Here is a 20,182-nt window from a genome sequence, read left to right on the forward strand (position 1 = left end):
AAGATGGAACAGGTTGAACCGGTAAACGACACATTACTCCTTACAGAATGGCAGGCGCTGTTACGTCAAACATCACCTGAAGTTCACACGCTCCTGACATCGTTAAGCGATGAAGAGATCCGCCATTTAGTAACCGTTTTTTATGACTATATGCTCTCCCATGCGGAGAGCGCATTGTTCCTCAATACAGAACAGGTCAGTACCCGCCTCAGCGGCAGCATGTTTGACTGGCTGCGCAGCGTACTTGGCAGCGCCCACGAAGATCTCTCACAACTGCTGGCCAAACAGCGCAAAATTGGTGTGGTGCATGCCCGTATCGGCCTGCCCATCGATCTGGTAAACCGCGGCGCGCGCAAGCTGAAAGATGAGCTGTACAGGGTGTTAAAAACAAAGGCGGATTCCACTCCCGCCTTGCTGAGCGATGCTATCTGTTTCAGCAGTCTGGCAATGGATACTGCGCTGGAGGCCATGACGGTCTCCTATTCCCCCAGTTTTCAAAACTCTATGCACACGCAGGAGCAGTACCGTCTACAGACTATTTACGATGACGTTAACGTCGAGCGCGAGCGGCAAATCCGTTCGTTTACCGACTGGGAAAACCAGTTTATTTATAACATCGCCACCGGAATGCCTTTCGGTGAGATGGTGTTTCTGGCGAATTCTGACTTCGGTATGTGGTTATCACATAAGGGAAAACATATCCTCGGCAACAGCAATCTGCTGAATAAGATGGAATCACTGATTGCAGAGATCGACAGTCGTCTGACAACAACCCTGTCGCATCAGCATCAGCCGACAGAACCCGAGCGGATGAGCTTATTGCAGGATGTACGCCAGCTATCGGCAAAAATCCATTTCCTGCTCGCCTCAATGTTCGACGCGCTGGTTAAGCAGGAAAATGGTAAAGATTCGCTGACCCAGTTGCTTAATCGCCGCTTTATTCCGACCATCATGCGGCGCGAGATCTCGCTGGCGTTACATACGCGTAAGCCTTTTACCCTGGCGATGCTGGATATCGACTACTTCAAGCAAATTAACGATAACTTCGGGCATAATACTGGCGATCTGACGCTCAAAAACGTCGCGGCGGTCATTTACGATCATATCCGCAGCAGCGATTACGTGTTCCGCTACGGTGGCGAAGAATTTATGATTCTGCTCGTCGAGTCAGATGAAACACAGGCCAGTATTATTCTGGAAACGCTGCGTATGAAAATTGCCGAGATGCGCATGGCAGCCTCAGCGACAGAAACGTTTTCTATTACCGTCAGTATTGGTATTGCCGAATATGACTATCATCCCGACTATAAACAGTTGGTTGATAAAGCCGATCGCGCACTTTATCTGGCGAAAAGTAATGGCCGCGACCGCGTTGAGGTTTATCAGGAATAACCGTTGCCCTGCAGAGAAATAAATACCCCGTTCAGGGTATTTATCTGACCTGTGATAAATATCGGGCTGTTATTATTTTTCAGGCATATTGGCATGAAGAAAATAACAGCCGCGTAATAAGATGCAAATCAAATACACCAAATCTGAATAGCGCTAGCATATCCCGGTGATGACGCCTTCTGAATGCAGAAGGGGAAATATGAGGGATACTATAAAACCATGAACGGGAAGATGAGAACGCGCTGGCAGCGCCGCCCAGGCACGACCGGGGGCAAACTGCCGTGGAATGACTGGCGCAACGCCAGCAGCTGGCGAAAAGCCACCCAGTTTCTCCTGCTGGCTATCAATATTTATATTGGCGTGGCGTTCTGGTATTGGGTCCGCTATTTCGAAACCGCCGGCACCAGCGTTTATATTCCAAGGCCCGGCGGTATTGAGGGATGGCTGCCGATAGCGGGTTTGATGAATTTCCGCTATACGCTAGAGACCGGTTTTCTTCCGCCCATCCATGCCGCCTCTATGCTGCTGTTCGTTGCGTTTATCCTGATTAGCCTGTTGTTAAAAAAAGCTTTCTGTTCATGGTTATGCCCAGTGGGGACGCTTTCCGAACTGCTCGGTAATCTGGGGAGAAAATTATTCGGTCGTAACTTTACGCTGCCGCGCTGGCTGGATATCCCGCTGCTCAGCCTGAAGTATCTGCTGCTGGGGTTTTTCTTGTATATCGCCCTGTCGATGCCCGCCCAGGGGATTCAGTACTTTCTGACGTCAGCCTATGGAATCATCATCGATGTGAAGATGCTCGATTTCTTTCGCCATATTGGCTCCGCCACGCTCATCTCCGTGGTGGTTATCAGCCTCCTGAGCCTGTTTATTCGCAACGCCTGGTGTCGTTATCTGTGTCCTTACGGCGCACTGCTTGGTCTGTTCTCGCTGTTCTCGCCGTTTAAAATCCGCCGCAACGCCGACAGTTGCATTGATTGCGGGAAATGCGCGAAAAATTGCCCATCGAAAATCCCGGTCGACAGACTGATTCAGGTGCGTACTGTGGAATGCACTGGCTGCATGACCTGTGTTGAATCCTGTCCGGTGGCTTCAACGCTGAGCTTTTCCCTGCAGACACCGCCGGGTGCAAAAGGCAGCGGTAAAGCGTTATGGCGACAAACGGCACTGTCGGGTATTGCCATGACAATACTGGTGCTGGGGATTCTGTTTGCCACCATTGGTTACGCGGTTTATGCCAATGTCTGGGATACGCCGGTGCCGGATCACCTGTATTTCCAGCTGATCCCGAAAGCAAAAATGATCGGCCATTAATGCTTTACCAGTATGTTCAAAACCCCTGCCAATTCTGGCAGGGTTTCCTGCCTGTAACGCCATTTTAAGACTATTGCACTTGTGTCATCGTGCCCCCGTTTATACAACCTTAAATATCACCCGTAATCATTTTTTCTATTATGTTATGGGCGACTGGGATCACAATAATGAACGGGATAACATCATGACTAAAATAAAACTGGCGCTGCTTTTACCTCTGTTTCTGGCGGGTTGTACGGTGAGCGATGGAGAATTAAGAAACGCTTACGCTCAGCGTTATCAGCAGCCCGCCGCTTATGTCGATATCTATAAACAGAAAATAGCAGGCATGGATATTAATGCGCTGGCCCAATATGCCGCCGCAGAAGATAAGAAAAAAATGCGTGGGCAACCAAGACTGAAAATCGACGAATTCATTACCATTGAAAATGTGCAGGCGAAAGGAAACCGGGTGGTCTACGATTACTCGCTGTCCGAGAGCTGGCTGGCGCTGTCCGCAGATAAGCAGCGTGAAAAGCAGACCAATATGAATAAAGACCTGATCTACCGTACCTGCTCGCTGGAAACGGTACGTCTGGCGCAGGCGAAAGGGTTGGAAGAAGAGCATAACTATTACAGCCAGTACCCAGACAAAGTCGCCTTTACCCTGAGAACCAGCGCGCAGATTTGTATGCAAAACGGTTTTACACAATAACCGCAATCCCCCAGCCTGATGGCGCTGCGCTTATCAGGCCTACACTTTGCACGCAACTGTAGGCTTGATAAGGCGCCAGCGCCGCCATCCGGCTAAAAAACGATACTCAGAACTTCCATGAAACGCTGCCGACAATGCTGCGCTCGGCACCGAAGTAGCAGTATGAGAGCGAATTACAAGCTGCAACGTAGCGCTTGTCGGTCAGGTTGTTGACGTTCAACTGAGCGCTCAACCCTTTAATACCGATATTCGTTAAGTCGTAGCCAATTGCCATATCCACCAGCGTGTAGGACGGCAGAGTGTGAGTATTCAGGCGATCGCTGGCAATACCGTTGACATAACGTACGCCTGAGCCCAGCGTCAGGCCATCCAGCGGACCGCTTTTCACATCGTAGCTCAGCCAGGTACTGGCCTGGTTACGCGGCGCGTACACTGCACGCTTACCCTGCTCTTCCGGGCTGCTTTTCTTATAGCGAATGTCGGTATAGGTATACGCCGCCTGCAGACGGAAGCTCTCCGTCAGTTGGCTAATGGCCTCCAGCTCCACCCCTTCAGACTCAATTTCCCCAATCGAGCGGTACGGATCGGTCGGCTCTTCTTTGGTGGCGATATTCGTCTGATTGATACGGAATACCGACGCGCTGAACTGACTGTTGAGTCCTTCCGGCTCATATTTCAGCCCGGCTTCCCACTGCTTGCCTTTCATCGGCTCCAGCAGATTGCCGTTCTCATCGGCAAAGCTGGTTGGCGTAAAGGCGGTGGAATAACTCACATACGGCGCAAAGCCGTTATCGAACAAATAGAGCAGCGCAGCACGGGTGCTGAAGTTGTTTTTGTCCAGATCGCTGCGGGTATCGTTGATCTTATCAATGTTAGAAACGCTCACCTGATCGTAGCGACCGCCGAGCGTAATACGCCAGCGATCCCATGACATCTGATCCTGCAAATAGTAGCCTGTCTGGCGCAGCTTGTGCTTCTCACGCGCATACATGTTGATGTAATCAGGCTGCGCGCCGTATACCGGGTTAAAGGCGTCAATCGGCGGGAATGCACCGTAGTAACCGGTGGTATTGTTGCTGCGATTCTGATAGTCGATCCCCACCAGCACACGGTGGTTGACCTGCCAGGTATCAAAGCTGCCGTCGAGTTGGTTATCCAGCGTAATCGCTGACATTTTTTCATCGGAGCCGGAGTAGCCGCGGTTAAGCTCGGTTTCATTCAGCCAGCCTGCCGCATACACCTGATTCAGCTCAACGTCGGTATGCAGGTAGCGCAGTTTTTGCCGCACCGACCAGCCGTTATCAAACAGGTGCTCAACGTTGTAGCCCACCATGTTTTCACGGCGATCGTATTTGTCGTAATCATCCTCGCCTTCGTAAAAGGTGTTGGAGATCTTTTGCCCGTAATGTGGAACCACGGTGCCGTCATACGGCAGACCGGAGTGGCTTCCGCCTTCCGGGTCACGGTGCAGATAAGCCATCAGATCCAGACGCGTCTGGTCGGTGATGCGCCAGGTCAGGCTGGGCATCAGCGCATAACGTTCTTCCTTCAATGGGCCAAACTGCGAGTCCGCGTAACGCGTCATTCCACTCAGTCGTGCCGCCACGCGATCGTTATCATCCAGCGCCCCAGTGACGTCAAACGCCGCGCCGCGCTGGTTATTGTTGCCAGCAAACAGTTTCACTTCTCCGCCGGCATCAAACGACGGCTTACGTGATGTCAGCGCGACAATACCGCCCGGAGAAGAACGGCCATACAGTACGGAAGCCGGGCCGCGTACCACTTCGATATCTTCGAGGAACCACGGATCGACCACCAGCGAGCTGTGTGAGTTGGTGTCCCCCATCATCTTCAGGCCATCGAGATAGACGTTGTCCAGGCTACCATCCGAGAAACCACGCAGCACAATATAGTCAAAGCGGTTGGAGGCACCAATCTGATTGCTGTACACCCCCGGCGTATAGCTTACGGCCTGGCGCACGCTGGTGGCGCCCTGCTCTTCAAACTGTTCACGGGTAATGATCGATACCGACTGAGGCGTTTCAAGATCCGGCGTGGCGAGCTTCGTGGCCCCGCTTTGCATTTGCGAGGTGACAACCACCGTATCGTTTTTTGTTGTTTCCTGCGCCAGCAGAGGAAAAGCCACGCTACCGGTCACCCATCCCACCACTAGCGCCAACCGAGTCTTCGCGAACATGAATATCTCCAAAGGCATGTCTAATTGTAAGTGAGAATTATTACCTTTTTGCTAACAGAGATAGCTATGCAGGATGCCAGGTTGCCTATGCGCAGTGCCAAATTGTCGGGAAGGCACGTGCGAAAAACGTAAAAATGGATTAGCAAAGTTTGAGCACATCGCCAGGCGAAAAGCCGTAACGACGCCGAAATGCGGTGGAGAAGTTGGTAGCATGTTGATAACCCGACATCCAGGCCGCCTGCTGTACGCTGTATCCTTCCAGTAAATAGCCGCGCGCGCGTTCCAGACGGCAATCACGCAGGTAGTCAAAGACGGAACAGCCATAGGCCGCACGGAACTTGCTGCGCAGGCTGCTGGGGCTCATCGCCGCGCGTTGGGCCAGGGCATTGAGGGTGTAGTCATTCTCGGGACTCTGCTCCAGCAGACGACGAACGACCTCCAGCCGCTGCTGTTCACCGCTTGCCGCAAGCCGCTTGCCACTCTCAACCTGACACACGCTGAGGCCATGGCCGAACAGTTGTAATATCAGCCCTTCCAGCATCAGTTGGCGAGATACATGACCGATCGTGCTCCGCTGCGCATACTGCAGGCCGCTGAGTAAAAACCCCGGCACCTGCCAGATAAGCGTCGGCGTTTCGCATCTTTCCCACTCACGCATCAACGATTCGAGCAACCCCGTGCGCCACGCGCCGTCGGGATACAGACCGAGCGATAACGTGCGCAGTTTGCAGTCAGCATGATGGCGGGCACGCATCGTCTGATGCTCGCTCAGGCGTGAGCTAAACGCCATCCCGGAACGTACCACATGCTCCTGCCCGTTGAGCGTCAGGATGACGCAGCCTTCCAGAACCACCAGCATATACAGAGGACTGCTGTGGCGGGAGGTGGTTTCGTAGGGTTGTAGCACCTGCACATCAGAGTGCGTGACACACATCCCGCAGGGGAGCGTCATCTCCTCAACCTCCCCCTGCAGAACGGGGCTGCAAGACGACAAATCCGGCTTTTGCGCCAGCAGGGGAAAGCGGTAATCGATCCCGTAACGCTCACCAAAATCCATAAACTCGCTGACGGAGAAGGTGCGGGCTACGCGTCTGGACGTATTCAGGGCGGTGGTGTTGTTCATGCTGTCTTCTGCACAGGAAATGGGATTAACGGTTGATAACTGAAGCAACATTACCATTACCTGTACAACACAACAATAATAATGAGAATTATTATCAACATGACGTATGCGATTTCAAATCGCGTTGGAGAACGTCATTCCCGATATTTTTCTCACGCAGCTCATCAGGCAACATTGACACCTGATGAACTGCGGTCTGTGAGCCGTGTGCAGCTCAACCTTTCTCACTGTCATAAACGGGCACGTCAAACGCACCTCGATACCCGCCGAGTTTGTACTCTATTTATTATGCTGAAGGCTGGTTTTCCTCCACCTGGAACACCGCCACAGCCTGGGATAGCATTGCCGACTGCTCTTCCACACTGCCTGTCGTGGCGGCTATCTCCTCAACCAGCGAGGCGTTTTGCTGAGTCACTTGCTCCATTTGCGTTACCGCAACCCGGATCTGTTCGATGCCGCGACTCTGTTCCCCTGAGGCTCCAGAGATATCTTCCATTAAGACATTAATGTTGCGTATTGCCTTCGCAATATCCGCCATCATGGCGCCACTGTTTTCGGCTATCTCTACCCCTTCCTTAACGCTAATTGCCGCTTTGGCAACCAGTTCACTGATTTCTTTCGCCGAGGAGGCGCTGCGCTGGGCAAGCGTTCGGACTTCACTCGCCACAACGGCAAACCCACGCCCGGACTCACCAGCGCGTGCAGCTTCCACCGCCGCGTTTAATGCCAGGATATTGGTTTGAAAAGCAATACTATCAATAACATTGGATATTTCGTTCACGCCTTGCGCATTACGGCTGATCAGGTGAATTTTCTCAACCATATCACTCATTAAACGCTCGCCACGCAATGCCATTTCCGTGCTTTCGCTGGTCATGACGGATGCCTGATGTGACTTATCAGTATTATTTTTTGTTGTGACTGAAATCTGTTCCATACTGGCCGCCGTTTCAACGACTGCCGCAGCCTGCTGTTCCGTTCTGGTTGATAAATCGGAATTACCGGAAGCAATTTCCTGCATACCGATATTAATAGACTCAACGCCATCGCGAATAGTGCTGACAGTCTCCCGCAGGCCTTTTTGCATATTATGCAAATTTAAGCACAGTACGCCGATTTCATTGTTACCCGATACCTTAACAGGATGGCTGAGATCGCCCTTACCAATCCGCGCAAAATGTTCAGAAACGATTTTTAAAGGCTGAATGATGGTCCGGTTCAACCAGAAATTACAGATAAAGAAGATAAGTACCGTAATGACCAGGATCACGGATACTTTCAGGATCGAGGTATTAAACTGAACGTGTGTTTGTGCAACGATCTTCTCACCAATCAGCATTGTTGATTTGTAATAATTCGTCACTTCGTTATCGAAATTTTTGCGAGCCGCGAGCAGTTCCGCATTCGCATTTTCTTGTGCATTAATAATACTGTTGCTGGAAAGCATCTGATTTAATGTATCAATAGACTTTTGCTCAGCATTCATTTGTTGCTCAAAAGCCGTTCTGATGACTTTACCGATTTGCGGATCGTCAGCCGTCAATCCAGGAATACCCCAGAAAATATCGAACTGTTTTCTGGCATACGCCATCTGATCTTGCATTTGATTCACTGTCTGTCGGGCATCGGTCGCATTATGTTGTTGAATATTATCACGAACGCTTCTGACCTTATAAACAGCCTCAACGACCTTATGCAGGGTATCCTGCTCCTTAATGATGTTATGTAGTAATAACGTATTTTTTTGATTTCCTTTGAGATCAACCAACTCAAACCCATTGGAAAAGAACTGCATGAAGGTAAATAACAACAGCAATAATAACAGGCTGGTTTTAATTCTCATATTCTTTAACATTTAAACATCTCCATAACAATAAAAATCCTCTACGACTTAATTGTTATCGACACATCACGCAATACCTTAACCTGTAAAATGATTAATTATTAGAAAGTTTCCGCATTCATTCTCAGGTAGTAAATTAATTACTCAGGGGGACATACTGCGATAAACAGCAGCCCTCTAACATTGGCAAAAATAAGGCCAAAACTATTCAATATTAATATTATTTATGGATATAAACGGTAATGTCTTTCTGACTATCGACAGGCACCCGCACCCAGGACAACGAATCGACGGTGATCGGTGCCATTTCATTTTCTAAACGTAACAACGGCGTGCTGGCGTCTGGCACACCTGTACTTTCAGTTATCTCGAGAACGCCCCGAAAAGAAATGGACACACTGTCTGGAATATCAGACAACCTTATCCATTCGTTGGCAATCACTAACTTTCGAGTAAACATTCGCTGTCCTTGGCGCGTGGTTTCTATCCGATAAATTTACAAGTTGATCAATCTATTCTTTGCATTAACAGCACATTGTTCACATCGTCAGTTAAGCATTACTTACCAGAAGAAAATGGAAGTGATAAAACTCATTTGAAACGTGCTTTACAAATTCAGCCGGAAGGTTATGTTTAATGAACGTTAACTTTGCAAACTCAACATCGCCATATACCCGGATACAGAAGGGTTTGACAATCTCACCCTGCACGCCAAAACACGCCTGCAGCCGAGTGTCATCCATAAAAATAAAATTACCTTCTCTTACCTTAATCTTTTCATGCAGATCTCGCCATTTCTCTGGCGTAAGCAGAAAGCTTTCCCAGCCATTATTTCTCAACACCTCAATCGTATGAGTAAACTTAAAATAGTCGTTCTGCATCGATACATCGCCACTCGAAGTCGAGTATAGATATTCTATTTTAAATTTAAGTTGTGCATTGAGGCTTTTTTTCTTGCCTTCATCAATTAGCCATTGAAGTTCATTGATTACGTTCCTTGAGAAGAGCTTTCTTTTTTTAGCGATGGCCAGCCATTGCATAATAAAAAGATGCTCTGACATTTTAGAATGAATCTTACGGTCCCGTATTGCGATACCAATTGCTACCAATGCACTCCAGGTAAACGCTTCCAGGTCATCCTGATAATGGTGTCGTAACGTACTAACTTTTCCTGAATCCCTTACCACTTAAACCTGCCCAAATAAATCATTATCACATGTAAATCTTGCATTATTTCATTTTAAAAAATACTACAACTAAAAACATCAAAATATGATCCAGATTAATTTATCCCTATGTAATAAAATTGCAAACTTAACACATCACTCTTATTAATCATTGATGCCCGGATGGCTCAGCGATAAATAATAAGAATTATACGATAAAGATAAAAACTAATAATACTCACAGGTTATCAATTCCACCTACTGTTAAAAATATGATCATCATAAAACTTCAAAAATTGCTGATTAGAAGAAATATCCTGATAGTTTTGACCAGACACCCCAGACAAACACCCATTTCAACGCTAAACAGCCATTAAACATCCTAATGGAATCGCATTTTATCCTCCGCTGAGCGACAGACAGCCTCACAGCAGCAGGCCAGGCTTTTTATACAGGTATCAGTAATATTAACGCGTTTAAATTTCGCCTAATTCAAAAAGCCAACATCCGGATTCAATGAACCGGAAGTTGGCTTGTCGCTGGAACGGTTAATAGAAAATACCGATGATCAGAGTGTGAGTAACGAACCCCACAATCAGCGGTACGGCGGTACGCTTCACCACATCGAATGGGGTTATTTTCGCTCCGCTGGAAACGGCAATCACGACGCCGGATACCGGTGAAATGGCCCGTCCCATATGCGATGCCTGCTGCATCGGCAGGATCATGGCAACGGCGTTAGCGCCCATACTGGCGGCAATTTGCGGGATGAGCTCAACGAAGGCGAGGAATGGCGCATTCCCCGACCCCATAATGATCGCCGCGGCCAGCGTCACCAGCGCAAATACTACCGCCATGGCAAACGGCGGTAATCCCACGTGTTCGGCCATCAGAATGAGCTGATCGATCGCACCGATGACTTTAATTCCGTGAGCAAAAACCCCTGCCGCAACCAACAGTCCAACCACACCGGTAAACGCAGTGCCCATTCCTTTCAGGAAATGGCTGAAACCTTCGCAGACCGACTTTAAATCACGCACTCGCAGCCATTCAATCAGCATACAGATGGTCATTGAAATGAGGACAATAGTGATAATATTCAGGTTGATACCCCTGACGAACATTTCGGATGATCCTACTGCCATCAGTATCGGAAGCATGGGGAGCAGCGCGTAAAAAGCCGGGGCTTTTCCTGAATCAGTCACTTCTGCGCTACCGATTTCCCGCGGTAACGTCCCTGCTTTACGGTCGCAATGCCGCTGCCAGAAAAAATGGCACACGCCGACAACCAGAACCGTTGCCAGCGCGGCGGGTCCCTGGTGGTAAACAACATATTCCACTACATCCATATTCACTGCTTTAGAGCCCCTGATAGCATCGATTGCCGTCGGGGTGTAAGCCACGCCAAGCGAAGTAGCAATGACCCCGGCAGCCGAGGCCGCTGAGAGCCCTAACCCCAGCATAATGGGGAACATCGTCCCCATCAGCAACACGGCAAGCCCGGTTGCAGAAGGAATGGCCAACTGCAGGAGGCTGGCGAGCAGGTAGGAGAAAAAGAGGAGCACATAGGGTGAACGCAGCGCCCGTAAGGGTTTCGTTACTACCCGCACGACCGCCTCATTTGCGCCGATATGATCCATGTAATGCGCAAATCCCATTAACGCCATGATCATCAGGCCGAGATCGGCGGCGCGCGTGCTGAAGAGATCGCGCATTACCTCGAAAGGATCGAGAAAGGAAATTCCCGTACTGGCAACCCCCTTCGGTAATACGGAACCCCATCCGGTTAACGCGGTGCAAATCATCAAGACTAAGCCCGCAATGAAGAGCACCGGTTCAGCGCGATAACCTTTCAGAATCAGACGCGCGACCACCACGATAACCAGAAGTGCGATTAACACCTGAATCATGACTGAGCTCTCCGCTGCGCGAACTCAGTATAAGTTTCCTCAATCACCGCCACCACCACATCACTGGCGGCCTGCAGAGAACGCACCGGCAGATACTCATAAATTGAATGGAAGTTATGAGCACCGGTAAAAATATTCGGGCACGGCAATCCTTTCTGCGACAGCACCGCGCCATCATACCCGCCACGCATGGCGACAGGTGCGGGCGTTATGCCGCATTTCTGATACGCGCGGAATGCAATATCAATCGGGTAGTGAGCATCCCCCTGCAAACTGTTCAACACATTCGCGTAGCGATCGGCTAAATGACAGACCACGCTGTTTTCCCCCCACAGGGCACAGGTGCTGACGGCAAGCTGGCGAATAAACGCCATACGCGCCTTATAACCTTCTTCACTGAAATCGCGGATATCCAGCTTAAGTACCGTGCGGGCGCTGTTACCCTGTAGCTGTTTTACCCAGTAATACCCTTCGCGCCCTTCCGTATATTCAGGCGCTTCTCCCCCTGGGAGCATGGCAATAAACTTATGCGCCATCAGCAGCGAATTCTTTAACTTACCTTTGGCCGACATCGGGTGTGCGGACTGGCCGGTAAAGATGATTTCCGCATCGCCCGCATTCCAGTTCTCGTAAACAAACTCACCGATACCGCAGCAATCCAGGGTATAGCCAAAATCAGCACCAAACGCGGCAACATCAAACGCTTTTGCGCCACGCAAGCCCTGTTCCTCATCCGGGACAAAACCCACTTTTACCGGCCCATGTTTTATTTCCGGGTGTGCGACCAGATACTCAAGAGCATTCATAATCGCGGCGATGGCTGCTTTATCATCAGCGCCCAACAGACTGGTCCCGTCGGTCACCAGTAGGTCATCACCGATATAATTTTTCAGTTCCGGAAATTCACTTTCGCGCAGGTAAATATTCAGCTCTTTGTTCAGGCATAAATCCCCGCCGTGATAATGCAGGCGTTGTGCTTTGGTGTCTGCCGTCTGTTCCGCACTGGTATCCAGATGACCAAAAAAAGAGACCACCGGGATCATGTCATCGGTATTTGCAGGTAAGGTTGCCGTCACTATAGCGGTATCCCTGACCTCAATGTTTTCCATTCCTAATGCTTCAAGTTCTGCTGCAAGCAGTTTTGCCAGTTCCATTTGACCAGGAGAAGAAGGCATTATCCCATTAGCGCCATTTTCCCTTGATGTCGTGGTATTGATTTTCGTGTAGTTAATAAAGCGTTCAACAATATCCATTCCAGGAGATCCTTTAATGTATCATTTATGAGGTACTGCGAGAGGTGTTCTGCATGCAGCGTGGAGTAAATAATCTGAGAACCAAATAAAATCAGCGCTCATCCCAGAACGCTGATTTTATGGGCATTACGACAACGATTTATATAAAGGAAGATAAAAAGGCCAGTGATTATACCTGCGATTAAAAAACTCCTTTCTGATTGATAAAATCATATTCCCTGTCTATTTTTACTGCTATTTCCCATGGTGTTAAGCTAACAGAAGTCATAAACGGCATCCCTATACCTATGAGATAATAGAAATCATTTAGATTCCTGTACTCTGTACTGGCATAAGACATACCATCGCGATATTTTTTTAATGAACGAATACTGTATCAGCAACATGCAACCGTTTGCACCTCTCTACAAATAGCCACTTCGCGCACTAAAATCCGTGAACAAAATCACAATTACCTCAAAAGCAAAAAACTTCTATCGCGCTGAAAAAAAGGCAGTTATAAGGAAAGCTATATAATACCCACATAAACATAGCCAGAATTATACTATTCACTATGAAATAGATTCAGGCTGATACTATTTCAATATTGCCGTAGAGGTCAGTAGAGCTAAATCGTCGTAACCAATAATGTTGAATATCAATAACGATAATATTAAAATTTCTATTTATGACGATAAGCCAAATAATATGCAGGCAAAAAAAACCTCTCCCCCGAGAAGAGATTCAGGGCAGAGGTAATACGGGTGTTAAGGACATACTTATAGTTTTAATGATAACAGAAGCGCTTCTTGCAGGACCGAGTATACACACTTAGCCACGTTAAGAAAATTCTTAAAAACATTAAATTGCAAATTTCATTTAAAACCACAATTATGATAAAGGATCATTTATCAAAGAACAAAATTAACCAGCAAAAAGAGTAAACCATACTAATCAATGAGGTGATAAAAAAGCAATGCTGTATGGCTACCGATAGCGTTTCTGGCGACGCTGAAACATTAAATTAATTTAATGAATAAATGCGATTTACATAACGAGAATTAAAAAGTCATTAAATAAAAGAAATACAATTTTTCGTTACAGATCACACTTCCACTATAAGGAGGTTCCCCTACTGTTTCTTGCAGGTATGATTCAGCATGTAAATACCTTTCAACTCAACCCGAGGCTTTGATGCTGGAGAATGTAATCATCTGATAATCAGCTTCCCGACCTTTTCAGGCCGGACTGGTTATCAATGCGCCGAATTCGAATGCGGACACCGCTGTGTGTTTGCACGTTTTGCACATGATGATTAAACAGGTTTTCCAGTATGAATTTATCCCGTCAGGAACAACGTACCTTACACGTTCTCGCCAAAGGTGGCCGTATTGCTCACGTCCGCGATGCCTCTGGCCGCGTCACTTCCGTCGAATGCTATAGCCGTGAAGGGTTGCTGCTCTGCGACTGCACGCTCGAGGTGTTCAAAAAGCTCAGAACCAAGAAACTGATCAAATCCGTCAATGGTCAGCCCTACCGTATTAATACGACCGGCCTGAACAACGTTCGCGCCCAACTTGATAATCGCTAAAGGAAAGAGAGATGGATATCCCGAAGATTTTTACCATCAGCGAAAGCGCACACCGCATTCATAATCCGTTCACCGCACAGAAATACGCCACGTTAGGCCAGGTTTTACGGATGGCACCAGGAACACGCATTCTGGACCTCGGCAGCGGTTCGGGTGAGATGTTGTGCACCTGGGCACGCGATCACGGTATTTCCGGCGTGGGTATCGATATGAGCCGGCTGTTCAGTGAGCAAGCCACCCTGCGGGCCAAAGAGTTGGGTGTCAATGAGCACGTGCGTTTTATTCATGCCGATGCAACAGGTTATATCGCCAAAGAAAAATTCGATATTGCCGCTTGCGTTGGTGCGACCTGGATTGCCGGCGGCGTCGCTGGAACGGTCAGACAGCTGGAACAAAGTCTCAAACCAGGCGGAATTATACTCATCGGCGAACCATACTGGCGTCAGACGCCTGCAACGGAGAGCATCGCCCAGGCTTGCGGCGCGACTTCAGTGACCGATTTTCTTTCTCTGCCAGAGCTCGTTTCATCTTTCGACCTGCTCGGTTATGACGTGGTTGAAATGGTACTGGCTGACCAGGAGGGTTGGGACAGATACGAGGCGGCAAAATGGCTGACGATGCGCCGGTGGCTGGAGGCAAATCCGAACGATGAATTTGCCCCGGAAGTCAGAGAGCAACTGAGGAGTTCACCAGCACGCCACGTAGCCTTCACCCGGGAGTACATTGGTTGGGGGGTGTTCGCACTCATACAGAGGTAATATGTCCAGTCGGTATAACGAGGCAGGTTATACCGACTTTTTTCATCGCTTACTTCATTAATACTTCAACAAATTTAGCCAGCCATTGCGGATGCGCGGGCCATGCAGGCGCGGTAATCAGATTGCCATCCACGTGGGCTTGATCAATGCCGATATCTGCGTAATGCCCGCCGCTCAGACGAACTTCTGGCGCACAGGCCGGATAGGCGCTACAGGTCCGGTTTTCTAACACCCCCGCCGCCGCTAATAGCTGAGGTCCATGACAGACCGCGGCGATAGGCTTACCGGCAGCGTTGAAATCTTGCACCAGCTTAATAACATCCGGATTCAGCCGGAGATATTCCGGAGCACGTCCGCCGGGGATCAGCAGCGCGTCGTAATCGGTGGCCCGCGCCTCGGCAAAATTTGCATTCAGCGTAAAACGATGACCCGGTTTTTCACTGTAGGTCTGCGCCCCATCAAAATCATGAATAGCGGTTTGAACGTAGTCCCCCTGACTTTTATCCGGACAGACGGCATCAACACGATGGCCCAGCATCTGCAATGCCTGAAAAGGCACCATCGTTTCATAATCTTCGACATAATCGCCGACCAGCATCAGTATCTTCTTCATTCACATCCCCCGCTCACGGTTATTAATGATGAGAAATAACGGCCATCTTTACTATAGCCCACGCATTTCACGACATTAATAAATACCGCAGGACACGCCGTCACCGGACGTCTGAAGGGGGTTGCCCCTGACGGCGCGCCCTGTTGTTAATACCTGAAGTTTCTATCACTCCCAGGCTTGCTCAGATTTCGCGGCGTCAAACTGCGGCGGCGGCTTGCGGAAACGTCCGGTCAGGTAGGCGAGATACACCAACCCCACGCCAGCCCATACCAGTCCCAGCGTCAGCGATGTCACCTCCAGGTTCACCCACAGTACGGCAACGGTGGCGGCGCCGACCATTGGCAATACCAGGTAGTGCAACTTTTCCTGCCAGGTATGCTTACGCCCTTCACGACGCCAGAAGTGGTTAAACACGGACAAATTAACGAACGTAAAGGCCACCAGCGCGCCAAAGTTAATCAACGCCGTTGCGGTCACCAGGTCAAAAAACAGGGCCGAGAGTGCCACAATCCCGACCATAATGACGTTCAGCGCGGGTGTACGCCATTTCGGATGGACATAGCCGAAGTACTTCTCCGGGAAGACGTTATCGCGGCCCATCACGTACAGCAGACGCGAAACGCTGGCATGGGACGCCAGACCTGACGCCAGCGTATTCACAAAGGTCGTACACAAGAAAATAGACTGGAACAGTTTGCCGCCGACGTACAGCGCAATCTCCGGCAGCGCCGCGTCCGGGTCTTTAAATCGGCTAATATCCGGAAAGAACAGCTGCATAAAGAACGAGGCGGCAATGAAGATCAGTCCGCCGTAAAGCGCGGTAAGGAAAATAGCTTTTGGAATGGTACGCGCGGCATCCGGTGTCTCTTCAGAGAGCGTGGTTACCGCATCAAAACCGAGAAACGAGAAGCAGACGATGGTCGCCCCGGTGATAATCGGGATCAAATGCGCATTCTGGCTGATAAACGGTTGCAGCGACCAGACGGTCCCGACCCCTTCGCCTTTGTGCAGCCCCTGCACCACGAGAACAATGAACACCACGATTATCGCAACCTGCACCAGTACAAACAGCGCATTGAAGTTCGCCACCAGATTTACGCTTTTCAAATTGGCCGCGGTGAGGATCGCTACAAACATCACCACCCAAATCCATGGCGCAACGCCCGGGAACAACGCGGAAAGGTAAATTTTCGCCAGCAGGACGTTAATCATCGGCAGGAACAGGTAATCAAGCAGTGACGACCAGCCGACCATAAACCCCACATGCGGGTTGATCGCTTTTTGCGCATAGGTGTAGGCCGAACCGGCTTGTGGAAACTGGCGTACCAGCTTTCCGTAACTGATGGCGGTAAACAGCACGCCCGCCAGGGCCAGCAGATAGGAGGCCGGAACATGGCCATTGCTGATACCCGAAACAATACCAAAAGTGTCAAATACCGTCATCGGTGTGAGATAGGCCAGCCCCATCACCACCACCTGCCACAGCTTGAGGGATTTACGCAACTGTGCTTTGCCCGGCTGGGCCGCGAGATCCACAGAAGAATTAGTCGACATAGCTTTCCTCCCCGCCACGGGCCCAGATCTGCGTTCGAAACGTGGGTACAGCAGACCTGGGTCGTGTCGGGGTGGAAAGCCAAAAGAAAGGCGTCAATGTTGCACGGCACAGATGCGGTCCGTACTTACTGCGGGAGCCATGGATGCTCACGCGGGGCGGGTTTTTAAACATTGGCATCATCACATTTCCTCGTCACAAACTCTGTCGGTTATCTGAAGACCCGTTGTCGCAAGCCGCTCCATTACGCGACATCCGGGAAATGGCAGGTGATCCTGCAATATTGACGGGCTGGCTCCGCTCAGACCGCATGATGCGACTTCTTTTTTTCAATGACTAAACAATGCGACAGGCCCGACAAACATTCCGCCGCCGGGCCACTTTCCTGTCAGGCGTTTTTCAGCATCCACTCAATTTCAGTGTCGGTAATCAGGCGTTCAAACTGGATCAGTTCATCGTGTTTACAGGCGTGATACACATGGCTAAAACGCTCCCCGAGCAACTCACGCAGACTGTCATTTTGCATGAACTCCCACAGCGCATCGCTCTGGCGGATCGGGAACGGTAGCCCTTCCTGCTCCAGGCCGTTGCCTTCCACCTCTTCCTGCAACGGCAGCTCGTTATCCAGACCATGCAGGATCCCCGCCAGAATGGTCGACATCACCAGATACGGGTTGGCGTCAGCCCCCGCCACACGATATTCAACCCGATGGTTATCACGATCGCCGCAGGGAATGCGCAGCGCCACCGTACGGTTGTTGTGCCCCCAGGAAGCCTGGGTCGGAACATACATCCCCGGCTGGAAGCGGCGATAAGAGTTCACATTCGGCGCCAGCAGCGCCATTGACGCGGGCATCAGATCAATCATCCCGGCAAGCGCACGCTTAAGTAACGCGGAATCATCACCATTCGCATCGGCCAACACGTTCTCGCCTTTATTATTCATAATGCTGATGTGGATATGCATTCCGCTACCGGCATGCTCCTCATAAGGTTTTGCCATAAACGTGGCATGCATCTTATGTTTCTCCGCCACCAGCCGTACCAGGCGTTTCAGCGCCAGCGCGTCATCGCAGGCGTCGAGTACGTTATCGGTATGGTAGAGGTTGATTTCAAACTGCCCAGGGGAGGCTTCAGCCACCGCGCCGTCAGCCGGGATCAGCTGCAAACGGGCCAGTTCATCGATATCGTTCAGCACATCAGCAAAGTGGTTCAGGTTATCAACCGAGTAAACCTGACTTTGCGTATTCCGATCGTCCGTTCCCGGCGCGCACGGCGGCTGCAGATAACCTTCGGGATCGCGCTTACGATCGAGTAAATAGAACTCCAGCTCTACCGCTACGACGGGGAACAGACCGCGCTGGCGAAGTTTCTGCCAGAGTCGGTTAAGTACGTTCCGCGGCTCAACGTCAAAGGGAGCGCCATCTTCATCCAGCATCGTCAGCATCATCTGCGCAATACATTCCGGATCGGCGGCCGAAGGCGTTAACGTGCCAGGCACCGGGACACAGGTCCGATCCGGTTCGCCAAGCTCCTGGCCTAATCCCGCCTCTTCGACCACATTGCCAAGAATATCCATCGCGAAAACGGATGCCGGGAAATAGCAGCCTTTCTCTAACTTATGTAATCCCGCAACGGGAATGCGTTTACCACGAAAACAACCATTCAGGTCGGTTAACAGCACATCCACGAACTGCGTGTTGGGATAGCGCTCCAGATACTGCTTAACTTCACGCGCAAACGCGCTACTTCGTCTCTCTTCAGAATGCTGAACAAAATTCTCAACTTCTACAATATTGGTTTCCATGATTCACCGCCGTTGGCCTGTAAGCTGTTCTGTGATTTGACTGTTAAATATAATGTCCACTCTTCGACTCTGGATGCAAACAAATTGTTTGTCAAATGTTAAATTAAGTTTGCTAGAAGGTTATTCCGCTGCTAGATTGAGAAAATAATGAACGGAATGGCATAACAAGGAACCGTTTGGCAATAATTTATTCCAAAACGTGAGGTCGATCATGGGCAATATATTTGACAAGCCAGTTATTGGTGTAGTGATGTGTAGGAACAGGCTTAAGGGTCACGAGACCCAGACTCTGCAAGAAAAGTACCTGAATGCAGTATTAAACGCCGGTGGATTACCGATAGCGATTCCCCATGCGCTTGCGGAACCCGAATTACTGAACGCGCTGTTACCGAAACTGGATGGAATCTTCCTGCCAGGAAGCCCAAGCAATGTGCAGCCGCACCTCTATGGTGAAAATGGCGATGAGTCTGACGCCGATCCCGGGCGTGATCTTCTGAGCATGGCGCTAATTACCGCCGGGCTCGAAAGGCGCATTCCCATTTTCGCCATCTGCCGGGGCTTACAGGAATTAGTTGTCGCCACTGGCGGGACTCTGTATCGTCGCCTGTGCGATCACTCACAGTTCCTGGAACATCGTGAAGATGCGGAACTCCCGGTGGAGCAGCAATATGCGCCATCTCATGAAGTCCAGGTTCAACAGGGAGGATTGCTATCTCAGCTAATACCAGGTTGCAGCACGTTTTGGGTTAACTCCTTGCATGGTCAGGGCGCAAAAACCCTTGGCCCGCAACTGCGCGTGGAAGCACGCTCGCAGGATGGATTAGTGGAAGCAGCCAGCGTTCACGACCATCCTTTCGCGCTTGGCGTGCAGTGGCACCCGGAATGGAACAGTAGCGAATACGCCCTGTCGCGTTTGTTACTTGAAGGTTTTATCACCGCTTGTCAGAACCACCTCGCTGAAAAACAGCGACTCTGACCACTACAGTTAAG

General features: G+C 50.0%; 16 protein-coding genes. 6 read left to right on the top strand and 10 right to left on the bottom strand.

Annotation, left to right across the window (positions count from 1 at the left end):
* Positions 1-3: 3 nt before the first annotated feature.
* The 3 genes from GFC06_RS22695 (at position 4) to GFC06_RS22705 (ending at position 3,400) form a co-directional block, all read left to right on the top strand.
* A complete protein-coding gene (locus GFC06_RS22695; RefSeq protein WP_016151942.1) occupies positions 4-1,392 on the top strand; it encodes a diguanylate cyclase in 1,389 nt (462 codons plus the stop codon).
* Between the two features lie 219 nt (positions 1,393-1,611).
* Positions 1,612-2,706: a 4Fe-4S binding protein gene (locus tag GFC06_RS22700; protein ID WP_104651284.1), complete on the top strand. Its 1,095-nt coding sequence runs from the start codon at positions 1,612-1,614 to the stop codon at positions 2,704-2,706.
* A 184-nt stretch (positions 2,707-2,890) separates the two neighbouring features.
* Positions 2,891-3,400 (top strand): hypothetical protein, encoded by a 510-nt coding sequence (locus tag GFC06_RS22705; RefSeq protein ID WP_223307927.1) that lies wholly within the window; start codon positions 2,891-2,893, stop codon positions 3,398-3,400.
* Positions 3,401-3,506: 106 nt separating this feature from the next.
* Here GFC06_RS22705 and foxA read toward each other — a convergent pair whose 3' ends face one another.
* From foxA to pepT, 7 genes are all read right to left on the bottom strand, one after another.
* The gene (foxA, locus tag GFC06_RS22710; RefSeq protein WP_153690688.1) at positions 3,507-5,615 is read right to left on the bottom strand and encodes a ferrioxamine B receptor FoxA; all 2,109 of its coding nucleotides are present in this window, start codon (positions 5,613-5,615) and stop codon (positions 3,507-3,509) included.
* Between the two features lie 121 nt (positions 5,616-5,736).
* On the bottom strand, positions 5,737-6,720 hold the full coding sequence (locus GFC06_RS22715; protein ID WP_032931274.1) for a helix-turn-helix transcriptional regulator: 984 nt from the start codon (positions 6,718-6,720) through the stop codon (positions 5,737-5,739).
* A 286-nt stretch (positions 6,721-7,006) separates the two neighbouring features.
* Positions 7,007-8,575 carry a methyl-accepting chemotaxis protein gene (locus GFC06_RS22720; RefSeq protein ID WP_153690689.1) on the bottom strand — a complete coding sequence of 523 codons (1,569 nt, stop codon included), beginning with the start codon at positions 8,573-8,575 and terminating at the stop codon, positions 7,007-7,009.
* 208 nt (positions 8,576-8,783) lie between these two features.
* A complete protein-coding gene (locus tag GFC06_RS22725; RefSeq protein ID WP_016151936.1) occupies positions 8,784-9,023 on the bottom strand; it encodes a hypothetical protein in 240 nt (79 codons plus the stop codon).
* 91 nt (positions 9,024-9,114) lie between these two features.
* A complete protein-coding gene (locus GFC06_RS22730; RefSeq protein WP_016151935.1) occupies positions 9,115-9,750 on the bottom strand; it encodes a DUF2913 family protein in 636 nt (211 codons plus the stop codon).
* 527 nt (positions 9,751-10,277) lie between these two features.
* Positions 10,278-11,639 carry a C4-dicarboxylate transporter DcuC gene (dcuC, locus tag GFC06_RS22735; protein ID WP_153690690.1) on the bottom strand — a complete coding sequence of 454 codons (1,362 nt, stop codon included), beginning with the start codon at positions 11,637-11,639 and terminating at the stop codon, positions 10,278-10,280.
* Positions 11,636-12,892, bottom strand: a complete 1,257-nt coding sequence (pepT, locus tag GFC06_RS22740; protein WP_153690691.1) for a peptidase T — start codon at positions 12,890-12,892, stop codon at positions 11,636-11,638. The genes dcuC and pepT overlap by 4 nt, the downstream gene beginning before the upstream one ends.
* Before the next feature lie 1,312 nt (positions 12,893-14,204).
* Here pepT and GFC06_RS22745 point away from each other — a divergent pair.
* Both GFC06_RS22745 and GFC06_RS22750 read left to right on the top strand, forming a co-directional pair.
* On the top strand, positions 14,205-14,462 hold the full coding sequence (locus GFC06_RS22745) for a YjhX family toxin (protein ID WP_016151932.1): 258 nt from the start codon (positions 14,205-14,207) through the stop codon (positions 14,460-14,462).
* An 11-nt stretch (positions 14,463-14,473) separates the two neighbouring features.
* Positions 14,474-15,220 (top strand): SAM-dependent methyltransferase, encoded by a 747-nt coding sequence (locus tag GFC06_RS22750; RefSeq protein ID WP_047498301.1) that lies wholly within the window; start codon positions 14,474-14,476, stop codon positions 15,218-15,220.
* Positions 15,221-15,269: 49 nt separating this feature from the next.
* Here GFC06_RS22750 and GFC06_RS22755 read toward each other — a convergent pair whose 3' ends face one another.
* The 3 genes from GFC06_RS22755 to GFC06_RS22765 all read right to left on the bottom strand — a co-directional run bounded on the left by GFC06_RS22755 (position 15,270) and on the right by GFC06_RS22765 (position 19,192).
* Positions 15,270-15,833 (bottom strand): DJ-1/PfpI family protein, encoded by a 564-nt coding sequence (locus GFC06_RS22755; RefSeq protein ID WP_016151930.1) that lies wholly within the window; start codon positions 15,831-15,833, stop codon positions 15,270-15,272.
* A gap of 165 nt (positions 15,834-15,998) precedes the next feature.
* On the bottom strand, positions 15,999-17,387 hold the full coding sequence (locus GFC06_RS22760; RefSeq protein WP_016151916.1) for an APC family permease: 1,389 nt from the start codon (positions 17,385-17,387) through the stop codon (positions 15,999-16,001).
* Positions 17,388-17,773: 386 nt separating this feature from the next.
* A complete protein-coding gene (locus GFC06_RS22765; protein WP_046276299.1) occupies positions 17,774-19,192 on the bottom strand; it encodes a glutamine synthetase family protein in 1,419 nt (472 codons plus the stop codon).
* A 211-nt stretch (positions 19,193-19,403) separates the two neighbouring features.
* On the opposite strand from GFC06_RS22765, the gene puuD reads away from it, so the two are divergent.
* Positions 19,404-20,168 carry a gamma-glutamyl-gamma-aminobutyrate hydrolase gene (puuD, locus tag GFC06_RS22770; RefSeq protein WP_016151914.1) on the top strand — a complete coding sequence of 255 codons (765 nt, stop codon included), beginning with the start codon at positions 19,404-19,406 and terminating at the stop codon, positions 20,166-20,168.
* Positions 20,169-20,182 lie beyond the last annotated feature (14 nt).

The organism is Citrobacter braakii (genome assembly GCF_009648935.1).
Lineage (GTDB): Bacteria > Pseudomonadota > Gammaproteobacteria > Enterobacterales > Enterobacteriaceae > Citrobacter > Citrobacter braakii.